The following is a 23,911-nucleotide window of genomic DNA, read 5'->3' as shown; positions in this document are numbered from 1 at the left end:
ACCCGCGCCAGCGCGCGCGAAAGCGGCAGGCAATTGCGTTGCCCGCTAAAGCATGCCGTCGATGATCGCCGACATTTCGTCAATCGACATGGCTCCCGAATGCTTCATCCCATTGATGAAGAACGTAGGAACGGCCTCAATCCCCAGGCGCTCCAAACCCCAATTGCGCATTGCTCTGACTTCATCCAGAAGCTCGCGGTCCGTCAAGCAAGCTTCGAAGCTCTTCTGTGAGAATCCCGCAATTCTGGCGGTTTTCAACAGGGCAGAGCGCCCATCCTTGGCCCAGGCCCACTCAGACTGGGTTTTGTAAAGGAGATCGGAGACGTTGAAATAATTGCCTTTCGAGCAATAGGCAAGCATCAGACCGGCTTCCGCGCGCGGGTCTGTCGGGATGCCGCGCACAATGTAGCGCACCCTGCCCGTCTCGATATATTTGCGCTTGAGCTCCGGCAGCGTCTCGGTGTGATAGCGCGCGCAATGAGCGCAGGTCATCGACGCATATTCCACGATTGTCACCGGCGCGCCGGCTTCTCCGAGCACCTTCTCCTCAAGGCCACCGGCCTCGAGCAGCAATTCAGCGTCCACCCCGGCAGCCATCGCAGCCATGGTTCGATCAGCAGAAAATCCGGTTCCAAAGAGCGCCAGAACAAGCGCCAGAGACTTCAAAAAACGACGACCACCGCGATGATCGTCCCCATGGCCGCGCCCGGAAAAACATCCGGGGCGCACCGAAAGCAAACGCATAAAACAAAAACCTTTTAAACAAAGCGCCACCGGCCGGAGCCGGTGGCGAAATCGGTCGCTCTTAGAGCATACCGTCGATTACGGCGGAAATTTCGTCGATGGACAGCGCGCCCGAATACTTCTTCCCGTTGATGAAGAAGGTCGGCGTGGCGTCGATGCCGAATTCTTCCGCACCGCGCGTACGCACTGCGCGCACCTTGGTCAGAAGCTCCTGATCGGTCAGGCAGGCCTCAAAGCTCTCCTTCGAGAAACCGGCAAGCTTGGAGATGTTCAGAAGCGCGGTCTGCGCATCCTGCACCGGCGCCCAACTGTTCTGCTGCTTGAACAGAACGTCGACCATGGCGTGGTAATTGTCGCCCGAGCAGCGCGCCAGCATGAAACCGGCTTCAGCGCGCGGGTCGAACGGGAACTCGCGCATGATGAAGCGCACCTTGCCCGTGTCGATGTATTTCTTCTTCAGTTCCGGATAGGTCCGCACGTGGAAGGTGGCGCAGTGGCTGCAGGTCATCGAGGCATATTCGACGATAGTCACCGGCGCGTTCTCGTCGCCCAGCACCTTGTCTTCGAGCGCGCCCTCTTCAAGCAGCTTCTCCATGTCCACCGAACCGGTCGAGGCAGGCGCATCCACCGAAGCGGTCGTCACCGGATCCGTCCCGGGCTTGCCCGCATTGGCTTCGGCATTGGTGTCGGAGCACGCGGCCAGTCCCAGCCCAAGCGCCGGCAAGGCGGCCATGGAGAGAAGAAGTCTGCGGCGCTGGATCATTTCGGACATGAAGAATCACCTGTTCGTCTTGGAGTGTTGCCTAGCGTAACGCCACAAAGCGGGCGTTTCGGGCGAATTTGGGTCAAGCGCGTCATTTTCTAAAGCAAGCGCCCTATCACGTTTTGGTGATCGGCTCACCCGCGCTTGCGCGCAATGCTCTCACCCAGTTTCTGGAGCGATTGCCGCAGCGCATCATCCTCAATGCCTGCGGTCAGCTGATCGATCCGCTCGTTCTCCGGGGCGGTCAGTGCCCGCTTCGGGCGCGGGCGGCGCTGTGGCGCAACCTTTACCGGCTTTTGAACGATCTTCACGCGCCCCACGGCTGCAAAGCCCAGAAACGCATTCACCCGGCCAATCACCTCGCCCGTCTCGTGCTGCAGGCGCAAAGCCGCCGCCCCCTCGCAGGCGATCACCAGCGTGGCCGGCTCAAACGGATCGTCCTCGTGCCGGCGGCGCGGCCATGCGAGCTTTTCAGGCTGCGTGCTGAGCGCCAGCCGCTCGCCCACGATCTCGCTCCACGACTGCACCAGTTCCACCGAAAGCCCGGCGCGCTTGCGCATCACCGGGTCGAGAATACCGGTGGCGATGTCGCTCACCGCAACGGGATTGCCGTAACGCCTCTTCCCTGTCATGACATGATTTCTCGAATTGATCCGCAACGCATATTGAGTTCCTCTCCAGTATGGCACGCACGGAAGCGTCGGTCACCGACGCGCAAGCATCTTCGACCGATTTTTCGCGCCCGCTTCTGGCCTGGTACGACCGCCACCACCGGCACCTGCCCTGGCGCACCCCGCCGCATGAAACCCTTGTCGGCGTCCTGCCCGATCCCTACCGCGTCTGGCTGTCCGAAATCATGCTCCAGCAGACCACGGTCGGCGCGGTCAAAAGCTATTTCGAGGCTTTCGTGGAGGCCTGGCCCACCGTCGAGGCGCTCGCCGCCGCCGAAACCGACGACGTGATGAAGGCCTGGGCGGGGCTCGGCTACTATTCGCGCGCCCGCAATCTCAAGAAATGCGCCGAGACCGTTGCTGCCGAACATGGCGGCCGCTTTCCCGACACCGAGGCCGGCCTCAAGGCGCTGCCGGGCATTGGCGATTACACGGCCGCCGCCGTGTCCGCCATCGCCTTCAACCAGCCCGCCGCCGTGGTGGATGGCAATATCGAGCGCGTCATCACCCGTCTCTTCTCGATCGAGACCCCGCTGCCGCAGGCAAAACCGGAAATCCGCGCCCGTGTCGCTGCGGCATTGCCGCACGACCGGCCCGGCGATTTCGCGCAGGCCATGATGGATCTGGGCGCGACGATCTGCACGCCACGCAAGCCCGCCTGTGTGCTCTGCCCCATCACGGAGGGCTGTACGGCCCGGCGCGAAGGCACGGCCGAGCGCTTCCCCGTGAAGGCTCCCAAAACGGAAAAGCCCGTCCGCAAGGGTGCGGCCTTCGTCGCAATGCGCGCCGATGGCGCGGTGCTCCTGCGCCAGCGTCCGCCGCAGGGCCTTCTGGGCGGCATGACCGAAGTGCCCGGCAGCCAGTGGACCGCGCGGCAGGATGGCATCGCCGACATCACCGCAGCGCCCTTCCCCGCCGACTGGCAGGCGGCAGGCGCGATCCGCCACGTCTTCACCCATTTCGCCCTTGAGCTTACCGTCTTCCGCGCCGAACTGCCGCAGAGCGCGCCAGCCGGCGATGGCTGGTGGTCCAACCCAGACGCCCTTCCGGGCGAGGCGCTGCCAACCGTCATGAAAAAAGCAATTGAAGCTGCAATACCCGGAGCCACGAAAAAACGCCGAAAGGGATAGAACCGCATGAGTGAGATCCGCCACATCGTCTTCGACATTGGCAAAGTGCTGCTGCACTACGACCCGGAAATCCCTTATCGCCGCCTGATCCCGGATGACGGCGCACGCCGCTGGTTTCTTGAAAACGTCTGCACCGGTGCGTGGAACGTGGAGCAGGATCGCGGGCGCGACTGGCGCGAGGCCGAGGCCCTGCTCATCGCCGAACACCCGCATGAGGAAGACAACATCCGCGCCTTCCGCCGTCACTGGCACGAAATGGTCCCGCACGCCTATGATGATTCGGTCACACTTCTGGAGAAGCTCGTCGACGCCGGGCACGACGTGACCATGCTGACCAATTTCGCAGCCGACACCTATGCCGAGGCGCGCAGGCGCTATCCCTTTTTGGAGAAGCCGCGCGGCGTCACCGTTTCCGGCGAGATCGGCATCATCAAACCCGACCGCGCAATCTACGACACCCATGCCGGGAATTTCGGTCTGGAACCGCAGGCCACCCTGTTCATCGATGACAGCGAAAAGAATGTGGAAGGGGCAAAAGCTGCCGGCTGGCAGGCCGTTCATTTCACCGGAGCGGAGAAACTGCGCGCCGATCTCGGTGGGTATGGTTTCGCCGTTTAACGGTCAATGCGAAGAATCACGCAGAGAGTCGCAAAAGCGCTCCACCTGCCTGTATTCCCATAAAAAAAAGCGACTTCAGGTTTCTCCCTGAAGTCGCCTGTCTTCATGCTCAGGCGGCAACGCCCTGCATGTTGTCACGCATGATCTGACGCAGGCTGTCGATCGGTTTCAGGCAGCCTTCTTCCTCGAAGTGCCAGAACGTCCAGCCATTGCAGGCCTCAAGTCCCTGAACCCGTGCGCCGATGCGGTGGATCGAGCCTGCCTCGTCACCGATGGCGATGGTGCCATCCGCGCGTACATTGGCCGTCCAGCGACGCTTGGAATCGCAAAGCTGCGTGCCCGGCTGCATGAGACCGGCCTCAAGCAGGCTGCCGAAGGCCACGCGCGGCGCGCCGCGCTTGCCCTGCATCTGCGCCAGATCCATCTCGTTCAGCGGCTCGATGCCGGCGATCCGTTCGCTGGCCGCCTGGATGTACTCGTCCTGACGCTCGATGCCCACGAAGTGACGGCCAAGGCGCTTGGCCACCGCGCCGGTCGTGCCGGAACCGAAGAACGGATCGAGCACCACGTCGCCCGGCTTGGTCGAAGCCATCATGACGCGCGCCAAAAGCGCTTCCGGCTTCTGCGTCGGGTGCAGCTTGCCCCCGTCGTCATTCTTCAGGCGTTCCTTGCCCGTGCAGATCGGGAACAGCCAGTCCGAGCGCATCTGCACATCGTCATTGGCCGCCTTGAGCGCTTCGTAATTGAAGGTATAGCCCTTGGTCGACTTGTCGCGCGAAGCCCAGATCATCGTCTCATGCGCGTTCTGGAACCGGCGGCCGCGGAAGTTCGGCATCGGGTTGGTCTTGCGCCACACAATGTCGTTGAGCAGCCAGTAGCCCAGATCCTGCATCACCGTGCCGACGCGGAAAATGTTGTGATACGAGCCGATCACCCAGATCGTGCCATTCGGCTTCAGAACGCGGCGCGCGGCCAGCATCCATGCACGGGTGAACGCGTCATAGGCGGCAAAGCTGTCGAACTGGTCCCACGCGTCATCCACCGCGTCGACCCGCGACTGGTCCGGACGGTGCAGATCACCACCAAGCTGCAGATTGTAGGGCGGATCGGCAAAGATCACGTCGACGGATTTCTCGGGCAAACGATCGAGAGCTGCAACGCAGTCCCCCTTAATGATCGTATCGAGCCATTCGGCCTTCTTTGGTTCGGGGGCAAGCTCATCGATACGACGCACGGCGGACATGGACTGACCTCTAACTCGGACTATTAACCTGCCGTTATGGTTACGGAAGATGGTAAATATTCCGTAAGGACTCGAAGCGAATTGCGAGGTCGGTGTTGCAGCTGCTCTCTTTGTCTCCGCTCACGGTGCTTGCCGGATCAAATTTCTCAAGGGCAAGAAAGACATTCAGGGCCGTTAGAAAACACTCAGCACCAGAAGGCAGCGGTGGCTGCCGGCAAGCGCACCGGGATCGTCATAGAATAGCCCGAAGGCCGGGCCATATCTGCCGGACAGTTGTTTCGGGGCGGCATAAGGGCTATGCCGCCCCGAGCTTATTCATCCGCTTCCCCAAAAGGACAGGTCTTGCCATGCCAGCTCCCGAACTCGTCATCTTCGATTGCGATGGCGTTCTCGTCGATTCGGAAATCATCGCCTCGCGCGTCGAAGCGCGCGTGCTGACCGAGGCCGGTTTCGAGATCACGCCGGAAGAGCTTGCCAGCCGCTATGCGGGCCTCACCTTCAAGGACATTCTCCTGTCCATCGAGGAAAATGCCGAGGCCCCGCTTCAGGCCACGCTGATCGACCGCGCCGAAAGCGAGGTGGACCGGAAGGTGCGCAAGGACGTAAAGGCCATCGACGGCGTCCACGAGGCAGTGGCCCGCATTCCCCTGCCCAAATGCGTCTGCTCCAATTCGAGCCATGACCGGGTGGAAGCGATGCTCACCCGCACGCAATTGCTGCCCCTCTTCAATGGCCACATCTATTCGGCTCTTGAGACACCGACGCGCCAGCCAAAGCCTGCGCCCGATGTCTTCCTCTACGCCGCCGAGAAAATGGGAGCGAGGCCGGAAAACTGCTTCGTCATCGAGGACTCCGTTCACGGCATTGCCGGAGCCAGGGCCGCAGGCATGCGCGTCATCGGCTTTACCGGCGGTTCGCACATCCAGCCGGGCCATGCCGACCTTCTGATGGAAGCCGGAGCCGAGACGGTCATCCACCGTTTCCAGGACCTGATTGCCGTTCTGGCCGCGCTCACTGAATGGGCCGAAGACGCCTGAGCGACCGTTCCTGAAATTCCGATTCAAACGGGAATCGGAAACGACTGATATTCAAATAAAAAAAGCGGGAGCCCGGCTCCCGCTTTTTCTTTATCCCGCAATGCGGCCGCTGCTCTAGCGACCGCTGGTCGGACCTTCGTCATAGCCGACCATCAGCTGCACGCTGCGGTCGGGCTTGCCGGCAATCGTGACATTCGGGTCGTTGAAGATGAACTGCGTCGCGCCGGCCGTATCGCCGATGGAGACCTGGTGCTTGAACAGCTTGGAATAGACCACCTCACCGGCGCGTAATGCGACGATGCGGATCGGCATGGTGATCGTTCCGGTCTTGCCAAGCGGGCCCGGCACCACGCGGCCGGCAACGGCGACCGTCATGCTGAACGCGCCATTGTTGTAGCTGCACTTGCGCGTCACATCGGTGATGGACGCCTGATAGATTTCCTGACCGGCCTCGCCCTGCGCACCCTTCTTGTAGGTGGTGAAATAGGCCGTACCCTCGCGCAGCGAAACAGACGGGCAATAGGCGCGCAGCTCGCTCTCGAGGATCGTCTCGACCGGCTGATCGCCCGTCTGCGCGACCTGGGTCTGCGTGTTGTTGCCGGACTGCAGGTTCATGCCCCCGGTTGCGTCATCGGATTGACAGCCGGAAACAAAAGCGGCGGCGGAAAGCAGTATGGAACTGACGAAAAGACGATAATTGACCAAGTGACATGCCCCGTGAATCTGCGCGCGCCCGAAGCCGACTGAAGTTCAACCGGCAAAAGGCAGCGGAGAAATGACAGATTTCGGCGGCAATTGCCAGAAAACCCGTCATCGACAATCAATTTCCATGCGGTTTGAGTGGAAAACCGGTTCCCACCCGTCCAGATCATGCTCTATATCAGACGCGCGGCCGGAATGCGAAGGGCTCTTGTCCGCACCGGCTGTTCTTCCTCGCAGTTCATGAGGCAATACGACGTATGGCGACAGATTACATTAGCACGCGTGGCGACGCGCCGGCGCTCGGCTTTTCCGATGCAATGCTTGCGGGCCTCGCCCGCGACGGCGGTCTTTATGTTCCCCGCGAGTGGCCGCATTTCTCGGCCGATGACATTCGCGCCATGCGCGGCCTTTCCTACAGCGAGATCGCCTTCCGCGTCCTCTCCCCCTTCGTGGGAGACGAGATCGCGCCGGCGACCCTGCGCCGCATCATCGAGGAAAGCTACGCAACCTTCCGCCATCCGGCAGTCTGCCCGCTGGTGCAGACCGGCCCCAACGAGTTCATCCTCGAACTCTTCCATGGGCCGACGCTGGCCTTCAAGGACGTTGCCATGCAGCTTCTGGCGCGCCTGATGGATCATGTTCTGGCCGAGCGCGGCGAGCGCGTCACCATCGTCGGTGCGACGTCCGGCGATACGGGCGGCGCGGCCATCGAGGCCTTTGCCGGCACCGAGCGCGCGGATGTCTTCATCCTCTTCCCCGAGGGCCGCGTCTCACCGGTCCAGCAGCGCCAGATGACCACGTCCGGCGCGCCCAATGTTCATGCGCTGGCCGTGAAGGGAAATTTCGATGATTGCCAGGCCCTGCTCAAGGACATGTTTAACGATCACGCCTTCCGCGACGGCGTTTCGCTCTCCGGCGTGAACTCGATCAACTGGGCGCGCGTCATGGCCCAGATCGTCTACTATTTCACCGCAGCCCTTTCGCTCGGCGGACCGGATCGCGCGATTTCCTTCACGGTTCCGACCGGCAATTTCGGCGACATCTTCGCAGGCTACGCCGCCAAGCGCATGGGCCTGCCGGTCGACCAGCTGGTGATCGCCACCAACGACAACGACATTCTCGCCCGCACGCTCGCCACCGGCGAATATGCGACCCGAGGCGTGGTCCCCACCACCTCGCCCTCGATGGACATTCAGGTGTCCTCCAATTTCGAGCGCCTGCTCTATTTCGCCTCCGGCGGAAATGTCGACGAAATCCGTCGCTACATGCAGTCGCTGAAACAGTCGGGCAGCTTCACCGTCGAGGAAAAGACGCTTGAGGCGATCCGCGCGGAATTCGCCGCCGGCCGCTCCGACATGGCCGAGACCGCCGGCACCATCGGCTCCGTGCTTGAGGAAAGCGGCTATCTGCTGGATCCGCACACCGCCACCGGCGTGAAGGTCGCGCGCGGACTTGAAGCGTCCAGCGCGCCCATGGTCGTCTTGTCGACAGCCCATCCGGCCAAGTTTCCACAGGCCGTCAAGGACGCCAGCGGCGTTGAGCCGCCCCTTCCCGCGTGGCTCGGCGATCTTATGGAACGGAAAGAATCCTTTACAGTCGTTCCCTCAGACTTAAAATTGTTGCAGGATCACATTAGCCGCCACGCACGTGCGGCGCGTTAAGTATTGTTCAGGGAGTCACGTCAATATGGGTGTTGAGGTAAGCCGTCTGTCGAACGGCCTGACGGTCGCCACCGAAACCCTGCCACATCTGGAAACCGTTGCGCTGGGCATCTGGGTCAAATCCGGCTCGCGCAACGAGTATGAGAACGAGCACGGTATCGCGCATCTCCTTGAACACATGGCGTTCAAGGGCACGAGCAAGCGCACCGCTCGCCAGATTGCGACAGACATCGAGGATGTTGGCGGAGAGATCAACGCCGCGACCAGCGTCGAGACCACCGCGTTCTTCGCGCGTGTTCTCAGCGCAGACATGCCGCTGGCCGTCGAACTCCTTTCCGACATCCTGACCGATTCCAAGTTCGATCCCCATGAGCTTGAGCGCGAACAGCACGTGATCCTCCAGGAGATCGGCGCTGCGCACGACATTCCCGACGACATCGTCTTCGACCGGTTCACCGAAACCGCTTTCCGCCACCAGGCGCTTGGCCGCTCGGTTCTCGGCACGCCCGAAACCGTCCAGTCCTTCACCTCCGATCAGCTGCGCGGCTTCCTTGAGCGGCAATATTCCGCTGACCGCATGGTCATTGTCGCCGCTGGCGGCCTGAAGCACGAGGATTTCGTGCGCGAGGTGGAAAACCGTCTGGGCAGCTTCCGCAGCAAGGCCGAAGGCGTTGCTCCGCAATATGCGCACTATGTGGGCGGTGATTTCCGCGAACACCGCGATCTGATGGATGCGCAGATCATCCTCGGCTTTGAGGGCCGCGCCTACCACATGCGCGACTTCTATGCCTCACAGGTGCTCTCCACCATTCTCGGCGGCGGCATGTCGTCCCGCCTGTTCCAGGAAGTGCGCGAGAAGCACGGCCTGTGCTACTCGGTCTACGCCTTCCACTGGGGCTTTTCCGATTCCGGCATTTTCGGCATCCACGCCGCCACCGGAAAGAGCGACATCGAGGAACTCGTTCCCCTTCTTCTGGGCGAATTGCAGAAAGCCGGCCAGAGCATCGGTCAGGACGAGCTTGACCGGGCCCGCGCCCAGTATCGCGCAGGCCTGATGATGGCGCGGGAAAACCCCGCCAGCCGCGCATCGCAGATCGCCCGCCAGCTTCTGCTTTACGGTCGTCCCATCGACGTGGACGAGCTGATGGACCGCCTTTCCAACCTCACCGTGGACCGCCTGACGGACCTGTCTCAGCGTCTCTTCACCTCCAAGCCAACCCTCGCGGCCATCGGCCCCGTGGGCACGCTCGCACCGTTCGAGACGATCCAGGACGCACTTACCGATCAGGGGCCCATGCCGCGCAAACTCGCCGTGTAGGACCGCCCCGCCATATGTTGGACGTGCCCTTCTTCCGCCGCCCGCCTCCGGCGCTCAAGGGCGAAACAGTGTTCCTCAGGGGACCTGTCATGTCCGATCATGCGGAGTGGGCGGCACTGCGCGAGGAAAGCCGCAATTTCCTCGTGCCATGGGAGCCGAGCTGGGCCTTTGACGAGCTGTCCAGAAGCGCCTTTCGACACCGGTTGAGGCGCTATCGCAGCGAATATGACAATGGCACCGGTGTCAGTTTCTTCGTTTTCGATGCCGGGACCGGTGCGCTTGCCGGCGGCATCACCATGTCGAACATCCGCCGCGGCGTCGCCCAGACCGCAAGTATCGGTTACTGGATGGGCGAGCGTTATGCGGGACGCGGCATGATGCTTGCTGCGGTGCGTCTCATCATTCCCTTTGCATTCGAGACCTTGCGGTTGCACCGTCTGGAAGCGGCCTGTATTCCAAACAACAAACGATCTGTCGGTTTACTTGAAAAAGCCGGATTTCAGCGCGAAGGCCTGCTCAGGTCCTATCTCAGGATCAACGGTTCTTGGCGTGATCACTGTCTTTATGCGCTGGTCGCCGAGGAGCGTCATGTGCCTGCATTAGAAACACGAGGCTGATTTCCTTGTCGCGCTCAAACTTCTTCGCATCCCTTGCGACCATCGCCGCCATTGTCATCGCTCTTGTGTCCTCAATCGGCATGGCGCACGCCATCGAGCCGATCAAGATTGCACGCGACGACGTGGCGCTCGACCTCTCGGGCGCGGTGGAGATCTATCGTGGTCAGGGCGAAGCGTTTCAGGTGTCCACGGCGCCGGATGTCGATGGCATTGTGCGACGCATCGAGGTGGAAGCCCAGGATGAGCGCTCCACCGGCGACTGGGCGGTCTTTGCGCTCGCCAACACGACGGATCAGCAGCTCGACCGCCTGATTGTCGCCCCGCATTTCCGTCTGGTCGGCTCCGGCCTCATCTGGCCCGATCTCGGCTCCCAGCGCATCGCGGCGATCACGCCCAGCTCCGGCTTCACGCTCGACCGTCAGGAAAGTGCCGATGCCGATGAATTCCGCGTCACGCTCAACCCCGGTTCGGTCGTCACCTTCGTCGCCGAGCTTTCCTCGCCGAACCTGCCACAGATCTATCTTTGGGATCCCGGCGCATACAAGGACACGGTGAACGCCTACACGCTGTTCCGCGGCATCGTCCTTGGCATTGCCGGTCTGCTGGCCCTCTTCCTCACCATCCTGTTCGTGGTCAAGGGCACCTCGATGTTCCCGGCCACCGCAGCGCTCGCCTGGGCGGTCCTGGCCTATATCTCCATCGATTTCGGCTTCCTGAGCAAGGTCATCGAGATCACGCCCGGCAATGAGCAGATCTGGCGCGCCAGCACCGAAGTCGGCCTTGCCGCCACGCTGGTCATCTTCCTCTTCGCCTATCTCAACCTCAATCGCTGGCACGACCATTTCAGCTACGGCCTGCTCGCCTGGGTTCTGGGGCTTGGCATCATTGCCGGTTTCGCCATCATCGATCCCGCCGCCGCCGCCGGCATCGCGCGCATCTCCTTTGCGGCCACCGCCGTGGTCGGTCTCGGCATCATCGTCTATCTCAGCATTCAGGGTTATGACCGCGCCATCATGCTGGTGCCAAGCTGGGTGATGATCATCGCCTGGATGGTCGCCTCCTGGATGGCCATAACGGGCGTTCTCGACAACGACATCGTGCAGCCGGCCATCGGCGGCGGCCTGATCCTGATCATCCTTCTCATCGGCTTCACGGTCATGCAGCACGCCTTTGCCGGCGGTGCGCTCTTCCAGGGCCTGTTCAGCGATATGGAGCGCCAGGCGCTCGCCATTTCCGGTTCCGGCGACGTGGTCTGGGACTGGGACGTTTCGCGCGACCGCATCATCACCCGGCCCGATGTCAGCCGCCAGCTCGGCCTGCCCGTGGGGGCGCTTCACGGCCCTGCCCGCGACTGGCTGTCGAACCTGCACACCGAAGACCGCGACACGTTCCGCACCACGCTCGACGTGGTTCTGGAGCAGCGCCGCGGCCGCATCTCGCAGAGCTTCCGCCTGCGCGGCGCCGATGGTCACTATCACTGGTTTGATCTGCGCGCCCGCCCCGTGATCGGCTCTGATGGCGAGGTCATCCGCTGCGTCGGCACCATGGTCGACGTGACCGAGCAGAAGAAGGCGGAAGAGCGCCTCCTGCACGACGCCGTCCACGACAATCTGACGGGCCTGCCCAGCCGCGAACTGTTCCTGAACCGGCTCGACGCGATCATCTCCATCGCACGCACCGAACAGCAGGTGCGCCCCACCGTATTCGTCATCGACATCGACCGCTTCAAGCAGGTCAATGACGAGCTTGGCATCTCGGTCGGCGACACGATCCTGCTCACCATCGCGCGCCGGCTCCATCGCCTGCTCAAGCCGCGCGATTCGCTGTGCCGTCTTTCCGGCGATCAGTTCGCCATGATCCTTCTGTCCGAGCAGGAGCCCGCGCGCATCGCCGCCGTTGCCGATGCGGTGAAACAGGCGATCCGCACGCCGGTCACCTTCGCCCGCCGCGAAATCGTGCTCACTTCCTCCATCGGCCTGATTTCCTGGACTGCCACGCAGGAGTCGGCCGAGGAGATGCTGAAGGACGCCGAGCTGGCCATGTATCAGGCCAAGCGGTTTGGCGGCGACCGCATCGAACCATTCCGCCCGGCATTCCGCTCCATCGACAACAACCGCCTGCGCATGGAATCGGACCTGCGCCGCGCCATCGAGCGCTCCGAGCTCAAGCTCGTCTATCAGCCGATCATCCGCCTTGAAGACCGTTCCATTGCGGGCTTTGAAGCGCTCCTGCGCTGGGATCACCCCCGCCGTGGCGCCATTTCTCCCTCGGACTTCATTCCGATTGCCGAAAGTTCAGGCCTGATCGTTCAGCTTGGCCACTTCGCAATGCAGAAATCGGCAGAAGACCTCTATCGCTGGCAGAAGCAGTTCAGGGACACGCCGCTCTTCGTCTCGGTCAATCTTTCAAGCCGCCAGCTCATCCGGCGCGATCTTGTCGGCGACGTCCGTTCCGTCATCGCGCGCTCCGGCATCCGGCCGGAAGGCTTCCGGCTCGAACTCACCGAATCGATCGTCATGGACAATCCCGAGCAATCCGCCCATGTGCTCCAGAAGCTCAGGAAAATCGGCATCGGCCTGTCGCTGGACGACTTCGGAACCGGGTATTCGTCCCTCTCCTATCTCTCCAGCTTCCCGTTCGACACGATCAAGATCGACCGCCGCTTCTTGGAAGATCACAGCCCCCGTGGGCTCGTTCTCGTCCGTTCCATGGTGCGCATGGCGCAGGAGCTCGAACTCTCGGTCGTCGCCGAAGGCGTGGTCGACGAGCAGGACGCAGCACAGCTTGCGGAAATGGGATGCGATTACGCGCAGAGCTTCATCTTCGGCGAGCCCGCAGATGCAGAAGCCACCGACAGGCTCCTCTTCGAGCACACGACTGCTGCAAGGTCATAAGGCGAAACATGCGCCTCAAGAGAGCGACAAACGCTCTCCTTCCCGGGCTTCATGCATAAGCCCGGGATGACCCGGTATGAAACGGGCGGCGACCCGCCCGGCAATTTTCATGAAACGATGAGCCGCTTCAGGCGTGGCCTGCCACTTGGCTCAGCTTGGCCGCATCGACACCGATCGTGGCGAGAACGCCTTCATATTTGTGCTCGAGATCACCTTCAAAAACGAGCTGTGGCGTGGCCGGACATGTGAGCCAGCCATTCTCGCCGATCTCCATCTCAAGCTGGCCTGCGCCCCATCCGGCATAGCCGAGCGCCATCAGCGCGTGGCGCGGCCCCTGCCCGAGCGAAATGGCCCGCAGCATGTCGACCGTCGCGGTCAGGCAGATGCTTTCGGAAACGGGCATGGAGGATTCCACAACATAGTCATCCGTATGGAGAACGAAACCGCGGCTGCGGTCGACAGGACCGCCATTGCGCACCGGCATGTCGCGCGCTTCCTGCGGAAGCCGGATGGCTTCGGATTGCTCCAGAATGCCGAGCTGCACCAGAATGTCTGGAAAGGCGAGCTGCTGTGGCTGATTGATGATCAGCCCCATCGCGCCTTCCTCGCTATGGGCGCACAGATAGATGACTGCGCGCGCAAAACGCTCGTCGCGCATGCCCGGCATCGCGATCAGGAAGTGGTTTTCCAGATACGGAAGTCCCGTCATTCCCTTGCTATACCCTTGGATTTCACCCTAAATTTCCATGCAGACAGCCTAGCGCGTTTTCATGAAGCTTGAAAGGCGGATGTATTCCCGGACCGGCCCAGCGCTCACGCATTTATGATGCCAGTGCGCGTAAGCGTGTGTTGCCGCCCGAACCGCGCCGCTGCACTCTTCATCCATGATTCGACACATCGCGCTCGCATTGCCCCTGTTTCTGGCTACGCCTGCCCTCTCCGCTTCCAGCCAGTGGCAGCAGAGCGAGGGCGGGGCCGTGCGCATCGTCACCAGCGGCCTGCCCGACGCCGGGGGGCGTCTCAAAGGCGCGCTGGAGATCGAACTCAAGCCCGGCTGGAAGACTTACTGGCGCAACCCCGGTACGGCGGGCATCCCGCCGCAGCTTGATGTTTCGCGCAGCACCCATGTCAGCGCAGTCGACATGCAGTTTCCGCCGCCACAGCGCATTCAGGACGGCGATGTGACATGGGCGGGCTACAAACACTCCGTATCGCTCCCCGTCACCTTCACGATGGACCGGCCGGACGCCGTGGCGCTGATCGACGCTGACGTGTTTCTGGGCATCTGCGAAACGATCTGCATTCCCTTTCAGGCGTCTTTCCTGTTCGATCCCGGGGCAGATGCCGATAACGCCGCCGACGCGCTCGCCGTTGAGCGCGCCTTTGCACACCTGCCGGCCCCTGCCGGCGCGGGCTTCGGGATAACGCATATCAGCCGCAGCGCCGACGCGCTGACCCTGACCGCCAGCCTGCCTGAAGGCGCACAGTCTCCTCTTCTTTTCATCGACCACAGCCTGTCGCGCCATCTGGGCACACCGAAGCTCGCAGAACAGAAGAATGAGAAGGCAAACTTCGTTGTTGAAATATTCGATGACGCAGGCGGGAAACTTGAAGGCAGCGCTCTTATATATACGCTGACGGCCGGCGAGAAAGCCGTCATGGGGGAATTCGAAATCCCCTAAAACAATTTGATTTTAAACGTTTTTCAGGAGTCCCAGATGAAAGTATCGGTTGGCGATCGCATTCCCGAGATCACCTTCAAGAAGGTTGAGGGAGATGGCGCGACGGATGTCGCAACGCCTGATTTCTTCGCCGGTCGCAGGATCGTCGTCTTCGGCGTTCCGGGTGCCTTCACTCCGACCTGCAGCAACAGCCATCTGCCGGGCTTCGTCGAGAACGGCGATGCAATCCGTTCGCGCGGCGCGGATGACATTGCCGTTGTCTCGGTCAATGACGCGTTCGTCATGAAGGCCTGGGCGGGCTTCACCGGCGCGCAGGACAAGATCACCTTCATCGCCGATGGCAATGGCGATTTCACCAAGGCGCTCGGCCTCGACATCGACCTGTCGGTCGCCGGTCTTGGCAGCCGCTCCAAGCGCTACTCGATGATTGTCGAAGACGGCGTGGTGAAAACCATCAATGTCGAGGAAAATCCCGGCGAGGCCGAGACCAGCGGCGCCGCCCGTATCCTTGAACAGCTTCAGGCCTGATACTGAATGGAAAAGGCCGGTCGAGACATCTCGGCCGGCCTTTTTGCGTCAATGGGCGCCTGCCCGCAGCGCTTCGCGCCTCAGCGGCGGTTCTTCTTGAACGGCTCCATGCCGGCCCGCGCCAGAGCGTCGGCGCGCTCGTTCTCGGGGTGGCCCGCATGGCCCTTCACCCAGTGCCATTTGATCTGGTGGCGGCGGCGCGCCTCGTCCAGCGCCTGCCAGAGTTCGGCATTCTTCACCGGCTTCTTGGCAGCCGTTTTCCAGCCATTGCGCTTCCAGCCCTCGATCCAGCCGGAAATGCCGTCGCGCACATAAACACTGTCCGTGTAGAGATCGACGTCGCAGGGCCGCTTGAGCGCACTCAGCGCCTCGATGGCCGCCTGAAGCTCCATCCGGTTGTTCGTGGTCTCGGCTTCGCCGCCCGACAGTTCCTTTTCCGTGCCGTTGAAGCGCAGCAGCGCGCCCCAGCCGCCCGGCCCCGGATTTCCCGAGCAGGCTCCGTCGGTGTAAATTTCCACGCTTGTCACTTTATGCCGATCCCATATTCCGAAGGTGAGCTGATTTGCCGGTGGAAGCGCAGACGGCGCACATATTCCATCGGGTCGCGCTTGTTCACCAGCGCGCCGTCAGGGATCGTCAGCCAGTCATAGAGCCGCGTCAGCATGAAGCGCAGCGCCGAACCGCGCGCCAGAAGCGGCAGCGCCGCAATCTCGGCCTGCTCCAGCGGCCGCACGGACTGATAGCCCTCGAGCAGCGCCGTTCCCTTGGTCAGATTGTAGGAACCATCCGCCTCAAAGCACCATGCATTCAGGCAGGTGGCGATGTCATAGGCCAGGAGATCATTGCAGGCGAAATAGAAATCGATGATGCCCGACACCTCGTCGCCGAGGAAGAACACATTGTCGGGAAAGAGATCGGCATGGATGATGCCGGTGGGCAGATCCTGCGGCCAGCCTGCCGTCAGAGCGGCCAGATCGGCCTCCACTTCGGACACCAGCCCCGGCTCCACTTCGTCGGCGCGCGGCTTTGCCTTCTCCCAGAGCGGACGCCAGTCGCCCACCGTCAGCGCATTGGGCCGCGTCAGCTCAAAGCCCTGCCCGGCGAGATGCATGCCGGCCATCGCCTTGCCCACTTCGCGGCAGTGCCTTGGCGCGGGCTTCCGCAGCCACATCCCTTCCAGAAAGGTGATCAGCGCAGCAGGCCGTTCGGCAATCTCGCTCACCACCACACCATCGCGCCGGTGCACCGGCAGCGGGCAGTTCACGCCATTCTGCGCCAGATGCTCCATCAGCCCCAGAAAGAACGGCAGGTCCGAGCGCTCCACCCGCCGCTCATAAAGCGTCAGGATGAAAGCCGCCTTCGACGTGTGCAGCATGTAGTTGGAGTTTTCCGACCCCTCGGCAATGCCCTTGTAGGAGAGCAGGTCACCGACGTCGTATTCCTTCAGGAGCGCACCGAGTTCGAGTTCGGTAATATCCGTATAGACTGCCATGCTTATGCGTTGCCGTTCACAAAGGCCATGTCGGCGCTGGTCAATTCCACGTCCCTGATGGCGCGCATGACGGGGAAATTCTCCGTCTCCTCGGCCGTGATCGCGAGCTCGACATTGATGTCAAAGCGCTCGCCGAACGCATCGATGATTTCGTTGACGATGATCTCGGGGGCAGAAGCGCCAGCCGAAAGGCCGAGCACGCGAATGCCGCCCACCTCGTCCCACGGGATCTCGGACGCGCGCTGCACGAGCAGCGAGCGCTTTGCGCCGGCGCGCTCCGCCACTTCCACCAAACGGCGCGAATTGGAGGAGTTCGGCGCGCCAACGACCAGAAACAGGTCCGCCCCCGGCGCAGCCTTCTTCACCGCCTCCTGGCGGTTCGTGGTGGCGTAGCAGATGGATTCGGCTGCCGGTGCATGCAGATCCGGAAAACGCTCTTCAAGCGCCTTCAGAATGTCCGCCGTATCCTCCACCGAAAGCGTCGTCTGGCTGACGAAGCCAAGCTCCACCCCTTCCGGGCGCACCAGCGCGTTCGCGCCTTCCACGGTTTCCACCAGCGTCACCGTGCCTTCCGGCAGCTGCCCCATCGTGCCGATCACCTCGGGATGGCCCGCATGGCCGATCAGAAGCACGTGCCGGCCAAGCCGGTGGTGCCGCATGGCCTGCTTGTGCACCTTGGAAACGAGCGGGCACGTGGCGTCGAGATAGAACAGGTTGCGGTTCTGCGCATCGGCGGGCACCGATTTCGGCACGCCATGCGCGGAGAACACGACCGGGCTGTCGCGGTGTTCCTCGGGGATCTCGTTCAGCTCTTCGATGAACACGGCGCCGCGTTCCTGCAGGCCCTCCACCACATAGCGATTGTGCACGATCTCGTGGCGCACATAGACCGGAGCCCCGTATTTCTTCAGGGCCAGAACAACGATCTGGATAGCGCGGTCAACGCCCGCGCAGAAACCACGCGGACCGCAAAGCCGCACCGTCAGCTTCTGTTTTGTCATATCGGCAGCCGTCATCTGTCTTCCCCTTGCTCGGGCCGGAATTGGCGGTGTCAGGCGGTCAATGTCAAGAGCGCCGGCGATTTCTCCGCCACCAGACAAACAGCACCCCGCAAAGCGCCACCGCCAGCCCGTACCAGGTGATCGCATATTGCAGATGGCTGTTGGGAAGGTCGATGCGCGTCACGCCGCCCACGGGCAGACCGCCGGGATTGGGCGAATCATCGGCATCCATATAAAATGGCAGCACGCGCGAGGCCTCGGGCAGCCCGGCCGTTGTCGCCATTGCCTTCAGATCCTTCCAGTAGAAGATGTTCTTGGCTTCGTCATTCTCGGGAACGATGAAGGACGGCTTTTCCTCAATGCCGTTGCGCGCCAGTCCGGCAACCCGCACACCGCCGACCACCTGCCCTTCGGCGCGTGCCTCGGCGTCCTTGCGGTCGAACGGAACGAACCCGCGATTGACGAAGATGAAGCGGCCATCGTCAAGCTTAAGCGGCGTGTGGACGAAATAGCCCGACTGCCCCTTCCAGGTCGCAAAATAATGGCGCTCGCCCGTGTGCCGGAACGCCCCCTCCACCTGGAGCGGGCGGTATTCCACATCACCGCTCTCGGCATAGATCCGCTCCATGCTCTCCAGATCGACGGGATCCGCATTGATCCGCTCTTCGATCTGCGCGATCAGCGCTTCCTTCCAGTAGAGCCGTTGCACCTGCCAGGTGCCGAGCGCCAGAACACAGGCAAGCACCACAAGGCTCAGCAGAAGCAGAAGCCAGGTCATGCCAGACCGGCGGAATGCAGTCGTTTCCGATGCGGCCATTACTGGTCCAGCTCTCCCTGAGCAGCCTTGTTGCGGTATTGCAGTGCGATCAGCAGCCCTTTCATGAGCCGCAGCGCCGTCAGGCACAGAACGATCGCCAGCGGGATCCACAGAAGGAAATGCACCCAGAGCGACGGTCCGAGCGAAACCTCCATCCAGAGCGCCAGCCCGACGATGAGAAAGCCGATGATCAGAATGACGAACACGGCCGGTCCATCGCCGGCATCGGCAAAGCTGTAATCCAGACCGCAATTGTGGCACCCGCGCCCCACGGTCAGAAAGCCGGAGAAGAGCCGCCCTTCCCCACACCGCGGACACCGTCCGCCGAGCCCCGCACTCACGGGATCGACCGGTGGCCAGATGGCCTTGTCGACGACAGGTTCGTCGCCACGCTCATTGTTCTCAGGCACCGTCATTCACATCCAATCCGGATTGCAGCCCCGCCCCATCGCGGTTGGGCGTTTGATAAAGCCGCTTAACACAGTCGGCCCGGTCGGGTCGACGCCTCGCCCTGTCGCAGCGCGAAGGGTTTCACCGCTACAGGCAAATTGCGCCCCAAAAAAGAAAACGGCCGGGTCTCCCCGGCCGTTTCCATGTTCCCCCACTGGGCGGGATTACATATGTGCGATCGTCGCGCCCGAAGAGGCCCAGACATAGATGAAGACGAAGAGGAACAGCCAGACAACGTCAACGAAGTGCCAGTACCAGGCAGCCGCCTCGAAAGCGAAGTGGCGCTCGGGCGAGAAGTCGCCAGCCATTGCGCGCAGCAGGCACACCAGCAGGAAGATCGTGCCGATGAACACGTGGAAGCCGTGGAAGCCGGTCGCCATGTAGAAGGTCGCGCCATAGATGGAATCGGCGAACGCGAACGGTGCGTGCATGTACTCGTAGATCTGCACGGCGGAGAAGAGAACGCCGAGCGCAACGGTCAGCGCCAGACCCCAGACGAGGCCCTTGCGGTCATTCTCGAGCAGCGCGTGGTGCGCCCAGGTCGCCGTCGTGCCGGAGAGCAGCAGAATGATCGTGTTGTACAGCGGCAGGTGGAAGGGATCGAGAACCTCGACGCCGACGGGCGGCCAGGTTCCGCCGGTGAATTCGGCGCGCGTCTCCTGAACCAGCTCGCCCGGGAACAGGCTGGCGTCGAAGAACGCCCAGAACCATGCCACGAAGAACATCAGCTCCGAAGCGATGAACATGATCATGCCATAGCGCAGGTGAAGCGCCACAACACGCGTGTGATGGCCCTCGCGGCCCTCCTGGATCGTGTCCGCCCACCACGAATACATGGTGAAGAGCACGATGAAGAGGCCGATCAGGAACAGCCAGTAATTGCTTGCGGCGAGATCGAAGCCGAAGATCGTGAAATCGGTCCCGTTCAGGGCCTTCATCCAGGCGATGCCGCCGATGGACATGACCAGGGCGCCCAGCGAACCCAAGAAGGGCCACGGGCTGGGATCGATGATGTGATAGTCATGATGTTTTGCGTGCGCGTCGGCCATGTCAGCCCCCGAGATTTTCGTTCTGATTGGTGTTTGTTTTGGGCGCGGCAACGACCGGCGCCTTCTTCTCAAGCGGGAAGAATGTGTAGGAAAGCGTAATTGTTTTAAGGTCTTTAAGTTCGGGCACGTTGACGATCTCCGGGTCGACAAAGAACACGACCGGCATGTCATAGGACTCGCCGGGTTGCAACTCCTGTTCGGTAAAGCAGAAGCACTCAACCTTGTTGAAATAAGCGCCCGCCTGCGGTGGCGACACATTGAACGTCGCCGTGCCCCAGGTGGGGTAGTCAGCCAGATTGCGCGAAACGTAGGAAATCTGCTTCGTTTCGCCCAGGCGCAGCGTGATGTCGCGCTGCACCGGCTTGAACTCCCACGGCACACCATTGGTGTTTGCGTCGAAACGCACCGTGATCGTCCGGTCCAGAATGGTGTCGGAATACTGCTCGACGCGCTGCGTCGTGCCCCCGTAGCCCGTCACCTGACAGAAAAGCTGGTAGAGCGGCACGGCTGCGTAGGCCATGCCCACCATGCCGCCAACGACCGCGCAGCATACGATCGCTGCCGTGCGGTTGCGGTTGCCCGCCTTCTTTTCCCGGTCTGTGGTTTCGCTGCTCATGTCACACCTACATGCCGCGCTCGAACAGACCGGGGCCGATCTTGGCCAGGCTGCCGATATAGACGATGACGACGAAAGCAGCGAGCGCAATGGCAAGCGCGACGGAGCGCTTGCGGCGCGCCTTCAGCTGAGCTTCGGTCGGTTTGACGAAATCCTTGTCCATCAAAGCCACCTCAGAAAACCAGGCCGAGGCTGACGAGCAGCCGGTCGACCAGAAGTGCCGTAAACAGCACGAAAAGATACAGGAGCGAGTAGCCGAACAGCGCCTTGGCGGGCTTCATGGCCGTGTCACTCTCCGGCATCCGCAGCACCTGCCAGGAATACCACACAAAGCCCACGCCCAGAACGGCGGCCACGACCCCGTAGACGAGGGTCGCAAAGCCGGCGACCACCGGCAGGAGACCGCTCACGGCCAGAAGCAGGGCGTAAATGAAGATCTGTTTCTTGGTCGCCGCATGTCCCGCAACATTGGGCAACATGGGAATGCCCGCCCGCTCATAGTCACCGGACTTGAACAGGGCCAGCGCCCAGAAATGCGGCGGCGTCCAGAGGAAGATGATGAGGAAAAGCACGAGGCTTTCCATGCTGACCGTACCGGTCACCGCAGCCCAGCCTACAACCGGCGGCAGCGCGCCTGCAGCGCCACCGATGACGATGTTCTGCGGCGTCGAGCGCTTCAGCCACATCGTGTAGACCACGGCATAGAAGAAAATCGTGAAGGCCAGCAGCGCCGCTGCCGTCCAGTTGGCCATCAGGCCGAGCGTGGCCACCGAAAATGCGGAGAGCACCAGACCGAAGCCAAGAGCCTCGCCCGCCGTCACGCGGCCGGCCGGAACCGGGCGGCGCGCGGTGCGCCCCATGACCGCGTCGATATCGGCGTCGTACCACATGTTCAGCGCGCCCGATGCCCCGGCTCCAACCGCGATTGCGGCGATGGAGATCACCGCCAGCAGCGGGTTGGTAACGCCCGGCGCCATGGCCAGGCCGACAAAGGCGGTGAACACCACAAGGGACATGACGCGCGGCTTCAACAGCGCAATGAAATCGCCCGGCGCCGCCTCGGAAAGGCGGTAAGCCGTGTCTTCCATCTGCTCTTGGTCAACCAGCGCCATGTCGTGCCCTTGTTTCATTAATTCGGCTGCGCGGCCCGTCTCTGCGGAAGGCCGCGCAGCCTTTACTCGTTACGAACTGCCTGCGATCAGCGGATCTTCGGCAGCTGCTCCCACTGGTGGAACGGCGGCGGCGAAGAAAGCTGCCACTCGAGCGTCGTTGCGCCCTCGCCCCACGGATTGGCGCCAGCCGGACGCTTCTTGGCGAATGCCTCGAACACGCCATACAGGAACACCAGGACACCCACGAAAGAGATGTAGGAGCCGTAGGAGGAAACCAGGTTCCAGCCCGCGAACGCATCCGGGTAGTCGATGTAGCGGCGCGGCATGCCGGCCAGACCCAGGAAGTGCTGCGGGAAGAAGATGATGTTCACGCCAATGAAGGTGATCCAGAAGTGGATGCGGGCGATGAACGAGTTGTACATGTAGCCGGTCATCTTCGGGAACCAGTAGTACCAGGCCGCGAAGATCGCGAACACGGCGCCCATGGACAGCACGTAATGGAAGTGTGCGACCACGTAGTAGGTGTCGTGCATGGCCCGGTCCAGACCGGCATTGGCGAGCTGAACGCCCGTCACGCCGCCGATGGTGAACAGGAAGATGAAGGCGATTGCCCAGATCATCGGCGTGCGGAACTCGATGGAGCCGCCCCACATGGTGGCAACCCACGAGAAGATCTTCACGCCGGTTGGCACCGCGATGACCATCGTTGCGAACACGAAGTAACGCTGCGTGTCGAGCGACAGGCCGGTCGTGTACATGTGGTGTGCCCACACGATGAAGCCGACTGCGCCGATGGCGACCATGGCGTAGGCCATGCCGAGGTAACCGAAGATCGGCTTCTTCGAGAAGGTCGACACGATGTGGCTGACAATGCCGAAGCCGGGCAGGATCAGAATGTACACTTCCGGGTGACCGAAGAACCAGAACAGGTGCTGGAACAGGATCGGGTCGCCGCCGCCCTCAGGCGCGAAGAAGGTCGTGCCGAAGTTGCGGTCCGTCAGAAGCATGGTGATGCCGCCGGCCAGAACCGGGAGCGACAGGAGCAGCAGGAAGGCGGTGATCAGCACCGACCAGGCAAACAGCGGCATCTTGTGCAGCGTCATGCCCGGAGCGCGCATGTTGAAGATCGTGGTGATGAAGTTGATCGCACCGAGGATCGACGAAGCACCGGCAATGTGGATCGACAGAATGGCGAGGTCCATTGCGGGTCCGGGCTGACCGGAGGTCGAAAGCGGCGGATAGATCGTCCAGCCGCCACCGGTGCCGTAAGCGCCGGCCGGGCCCTGAACGAAGAGCGACATCATCAAAAGAATGAAGGCCGGGGGCAGAAGCCAGAACGAGATGTTGTTCATGCGCGGGAACGCCATGTCAGGCGCACCGATCATGATCGGGATCATCCAGTTGGCGAAGCCGCCGATCAGCGCCGGCATGACCATGAAGAAGATCATGACGAGGCCGTGCGCGGTGGTGAACACATTGTACATGTGCTTGCCGGCGTCGATGGCTGCATCGCCTTCGTAGCCGTAGACCATCGCGGCAAGACCGTGGAAGATCTGAATGCCCGGCTCAGCCAGTTCCCAGCGCATCATAACGGACAGGAAGCCGCCGACGACGCCTGCGAAGATGGCGAAGATCAGGTAGAGCGTACCGATGTCCTTGTGGTTGGTGGAGTAAACCCACCGGGTCCATCCGGTTGGCTTGTGTTCGCCATGGGCGTCTTGGGTTGTAGCGCCTGCCATTTCCTACCGCTCCATTTCCTCTCTGGA

General features: G+C 62.0%; 25 protein-coding genes. 9 read left to right on the top strand and 16 right to left on the bottom strand.

Annotation, left to right across the window (positions count from 1 at the left end; all coding sequences use genetic code 11):
* Nucleotides 1-45: 45 nt before the first annotated feature.
* The 3 genes from NDI72_RS00700 to NDI72_RS00690 form a co-directional block, all read right to left on the bottom strand.
* A complete protein-coding gene (locus NDI72_RS00700) occupies nt 46-744 on the bottom strand; it encodes a DsbA family protein (RefSeq protein ID WP_283799268.1) in 699 nt (232 codons plus the stop codon).
* 61 nt (nt 745-805) lie between these two features.
* Nucleotides 806-1,516 carry a DsbA family protein gene (locus tag NDI72_RS00695; RefSeq protein WP_283799267.1) on the bottom strand — a complete coding sequence of 237 codons (711 nt, stop codon included), beginning with the start codon at nt 1,514-1,516 and terminating at the stop codon, nt 806-808.
* 125 nt (nt 1,517-1,641) lie between these two features.
* Nucleotides 1,642-2,139 carry a DUF721 domain-containing protein gene (locus NDI72_RS00690; protein ID WP_206545860.1) on the bottom strand — a complete coding sequence of 166 codons (498 nt, stop codon included), beginning with the start codon at nt 2,137-2,139 and terminating at the stop codon, nt 1,642-1,644.
* A gap of 50 nt (nt 2,140-2,189) precedes the next feature.
* Here NDI72_RS00690 and mutY point away from each other — a divergent pair, with 50 nt between their 5' ends.
* Together mutY and NDI72_RS00680 are read left to right on the top strand one after the other, a co-directional pair.
* Entirely contained in the window at nt 2,190-3,308 is a 1,119-nt protein-coding gene (gene mutY / locus NDI72_RS00685) for an A/G-specific adenine glycosylase (protein ID WP_283799266.1), read from the top strand.
* 6 nt (nt 3,309-3,314) lie between these two features.
* A complete protein-coding gene (locus tag NDI72_RS00680) occupies nt 3,315-3,926 on the top strand; it encodes an HAD family hydrolase (RefSeq protein WP_283799265.1) in 612 nt (203 codons plus the stop codon).
* Nucleotides 3,927-4,035: 109 nt separating this feature from the next.
* On the opposite strand, the gene NDI72_RS00675 is transcribed toward NDI72_RS00680, so the two are convergent.
* Entirely contained in the window at nt 4,036-5,169 is a 1,134-nt protein-coding gene (locus tag NDI72_RS00675) for a site-specific DNA-methyltransferase (protein ID WP_283799264.1), read from the bottom strand.
* A gap of 347 nt (nt 5,170-5,516) precedes the next feature.
* Between NDI72_RS00675 and NDI72_RS00670 the strand changes: the two genes are divergently transcribed.
* Nucleotides 5,517-6,206: an HAD family hydrolase gene (locus NDI72_RS00670; RefSeq protein ID WP_206993734.1), complete on the top strand. Its 690-nt coding sequence runs from the start codon at nt 5,517-5,519 to the stop codon at nt 6,204-6,206.
* Nucleotides 6,207-6,320: 114 nt separating this feature from the next.
* Here NDI72_RS00670 and NDI72_RS00665 read toward each other — a convergent pair whose 3' ends face one another.
* Nucleotides 6,321-6,821: a hypothetical protein gene (locus NDI72_RS00665; protein WP_222473843.1), complete on the bottom strand. Its 501-nt coding sequence runs from the start codon at nt 6,819-6,821 to the stop codon at nt 6,321-6,323.
* Nucleotides 6,822-7,165: 344 nt separating this feature from the next.
* Here NDI72_RS00665 and thrC point away from each other — a divergent pair, with 344 nt between their 5' ends.
* From thrC to NDI72_RS00645, 4 genes are all read left to right on the top strand, one after another.
* The gene (gene thrC / locus NDI72_RS00660; RefSeq protein ID WP_283799263.1) at nt 7,166-8,569 is read left to right on the top strand and encodes a threonine synthase; all 1,404 of its coding nucleotides are present in this window, start codon (nt 7,166-7,168) and stop codon (nt 8,567-8,569) included.
* A 25-nt stretch (nt 8,570-8,594) separates the two neighbouring features.
* The gene (locus NDI72_RS00655) at nt 8,595-9,887 is read left to right on the top strand and encodes a M16 family metallopeptidase (RefSeq protein WP_206545854.1); all 1,293 of its coding nucleotides are present in this window, start codon (nt 8,595-8,597) and stop codon (nt 9,885-9,887) included.
* A 14-nt stretch (nt 9,888-9,901) separates the two neighbouring features.
* Nucleotides 9,902-10,504, top strand: a complete 603-nt coding sequence (locus NDI72_RS00650; protein ID WP_113154538.1) for a GNAT family N-acetyltransferase — start codon at nt 9,902-9,904, stop codon at nt 10,502-10,504.
* Between the two features lie 80 nt (nt 10,505-10,584).
* On the top strand, nt 10,585-13,398 hold the full coding sequence (locus tag NDI72_RS00645; RefSeq protein ID WP_206546027.1) for an EAL domain-containing protein: 2,814 nt from the start codon (nt 10,585-10,587) through the stop codon (nt 13,396-13,398).
* Between the two features lie 127 nt (nt 13,399-13,525).
* Here the strand turns inward: NDI72_RS00645 and NDI72_RS00640 are convergent, their stop codons facing one another.
* Nucleotides 13,526-14,107 carry a YqgE/AlgH family protein gene (locus tag NDI72_RS00640; RefSeq protein ID WP_283799262.1) on the bottom strand — a complete coding sequence of 194 codons (582 nt, stop codon included), beginning with the start codon at nt 14,105-14,107 and terminating at the stop codon, nt 13,526-13,528.
* A 175-nt stretch (nt 14,108-14,282) separates the two neighbouring features.
* Here NDI72_RS00640 and NDI72_RS00635 point away from each other — a divergent pair, with 175 nt between their 5' ends.
* Both NDI72_RS00635 and NDI72_RS00630 read left to right on the top strand, forming a co-directional pair.
* Nucleotides 14,283-15,080, top strand: a complete 798-nt coding sequence (locus NDI72_RS00635) for a protein-disulfide reductase DsbD domain-containing protein (RefSeq protein ID WP_283799261.1) — start codon at nt 14,283-14,285, stop codon at nt 15,078-15,080.
* Between the two features lie 36 nt (nt 15,081-15,116).
* The gene (locus tag NDI72_RS00630; RefSeq protein WP_206545852.1) at nt 15,117-15,608 is read left to right on the top strand and encodes a peroxiredoxin; all 492 of its coding nucleotides are present in this window, start codon (nt 15,117-15,119) and stop codon (nt 15,606-15,608) included.
* Between the two features lie 80 nt (nt 15,609-15,688).
* Here NDI72_RS00630 and rnhA read toward each other — a convergent pair whose 3' ends face one another.
* The 10 genes from rnhA to ctaD all read right to left on the bottom strand — a co-directional run bounded on the left by rnhA (nt 15,689) and on the right by ctaD (nt 23,884).
* The gene (gene rnhA / locus NDI72_RS00625; protein WP_113154534.1) at nt 15,689-16,135 is read right to left on the bottom strand and encodes a ribonuclease HI; all 447 of its coding nucleotides are present in this window, start codon (nt 16,133-16,135) and stop codon (nt 15,689-15,691) included.
* Nucleotides 16,132-17,100 (bottom strand): homoserine kinase, encoded by a 969-nt coding sequence (locus tag NDI72_RS00620; RefSeq protein WP_113154533.1) that lies wholly within the window; start codon nt 17,098-17,100, stop codon nt 16,132-16,134. Before NDI72_RS00620 ends, rnhA begins: the two co-directional genes overlap by 4 nt.
* A gap of 2 nt (nt 17,101-17,102) precedes the next feature.
* Nucleotides 17,103-18,116: a 4-hydroxy-3-methylbut-2-enyl diphosphate reductase gene (ispH, locus tag NDI72_RS00615; protein ID WP_113154532.1), complete on the bottom strand. Its 1,014-nt coding sequence runs from the start codon at nt 18,114-18,116 to the stop codon at nt 17,103-17,105.
* 49 nt (nt 18,117-18,165) lie between these two features.
* Nucleotides 18,166-18,918, bottom strand: coding sequence for an SURF1 family protein (locus NDI72_RS00610; protein ID WP_283799260.1), 753 nt, complete (start codon nt 18,916-18,918; stop codon nt 18,166-18,168).
* Nucleotides 18,918-19,334, bottom strand: a complete 417-nt coding sequence (locus NDI72_RS00605; RefSeq protein ID WP_113154530.1) for a DUF983 domain-containing protein — start codon at nt 19,332-19,334, stop codon at nt 18,918-18,920. Before NDI72_RS00605 ends, NDI72_RS00610 begins: the two co-directional genes overlap by 1 nt.
* Before the next feature lie 198 nt (nt 19,335-19,532).
* Nucleotides 19,533-20,417: a cytochrome c oxidase subunit 3 gene (locus tag NDI72_RS00600; protein ID WP_206547253.1), complete on the bottom strand. Its 885-nt coding sequence runs from the start codon at nt 20,415-20,417 to the stop codon at nt 19,533-19,535.
* Between the two features lies 1 nt (nt 20,418).
* Nucleotides 20,419-21,033 carry a cytochrome c oxidase assembly protein gene (locus NDI72_RS00595; RefSeq protein WP_113154528.1) on the bottom strand — a complete coding sequence of 205 codons (615 nt, stop codon included), beginning with the start codon at nt 21,031-21,033 and terminating at the stop codon, nt 20,419-20,421.
* Between the two features lie 7 nt (nt 21,034-21,040).
* Nucleotides 21,041-21,196 (bottom strand): cytochrome c oxidase system small membrane protein, encoded by a 156-nt coding sequence (locus tag NDI72_RS00590; protein ID WP_204360791.1) that lies wholly within the window; start codon nt 21,194-21,196, stop codon nt 21,041-21,043.
* 10 nt (nt 21,197-21,206) lie between these two features.
* The gene (locus tag NDI72_RS00585; protein ID WP_113154527.1) at nt 21,207-22,145 is read right to left on the bottom strand and encodes a heme o synthase; all 939 of its coding nucleotides are present in this window, start codon (nt 22,143-22,145) and stop codon (nt 21,207-21,209) included.
* Nucleotides 22,146-22,231: 86 nt separating this feature from the next.
* Entirely contained in the window at nt 22,232-23,884 is a 1,653-nt protein-coding gene (gene ctaD, locus NDI72_RS00580) for a cytochrome c oxidase subunit I (RefSeq protein WP_113154526.1), read from the bottom strand.
* Between the last annotated feature and the right edge of the window lie 27 nt (nt 23,885-23,911).

The sequence above is a fragment of the Nitratireductor sp. GZWM139 genome, from assembly GCF_030068685.1.
GTDB lineage: Bacteria > Pseudomonadota > Alphaproteobacteria > Rhizobiales > Rhizobiaceae > Nitratireductor > Nitratireductor aquimarinus.
Note: the sequence above shows the minus strand (reverse complement) of the source record. Positions and strands in the feature narration are given on the sequence as shown.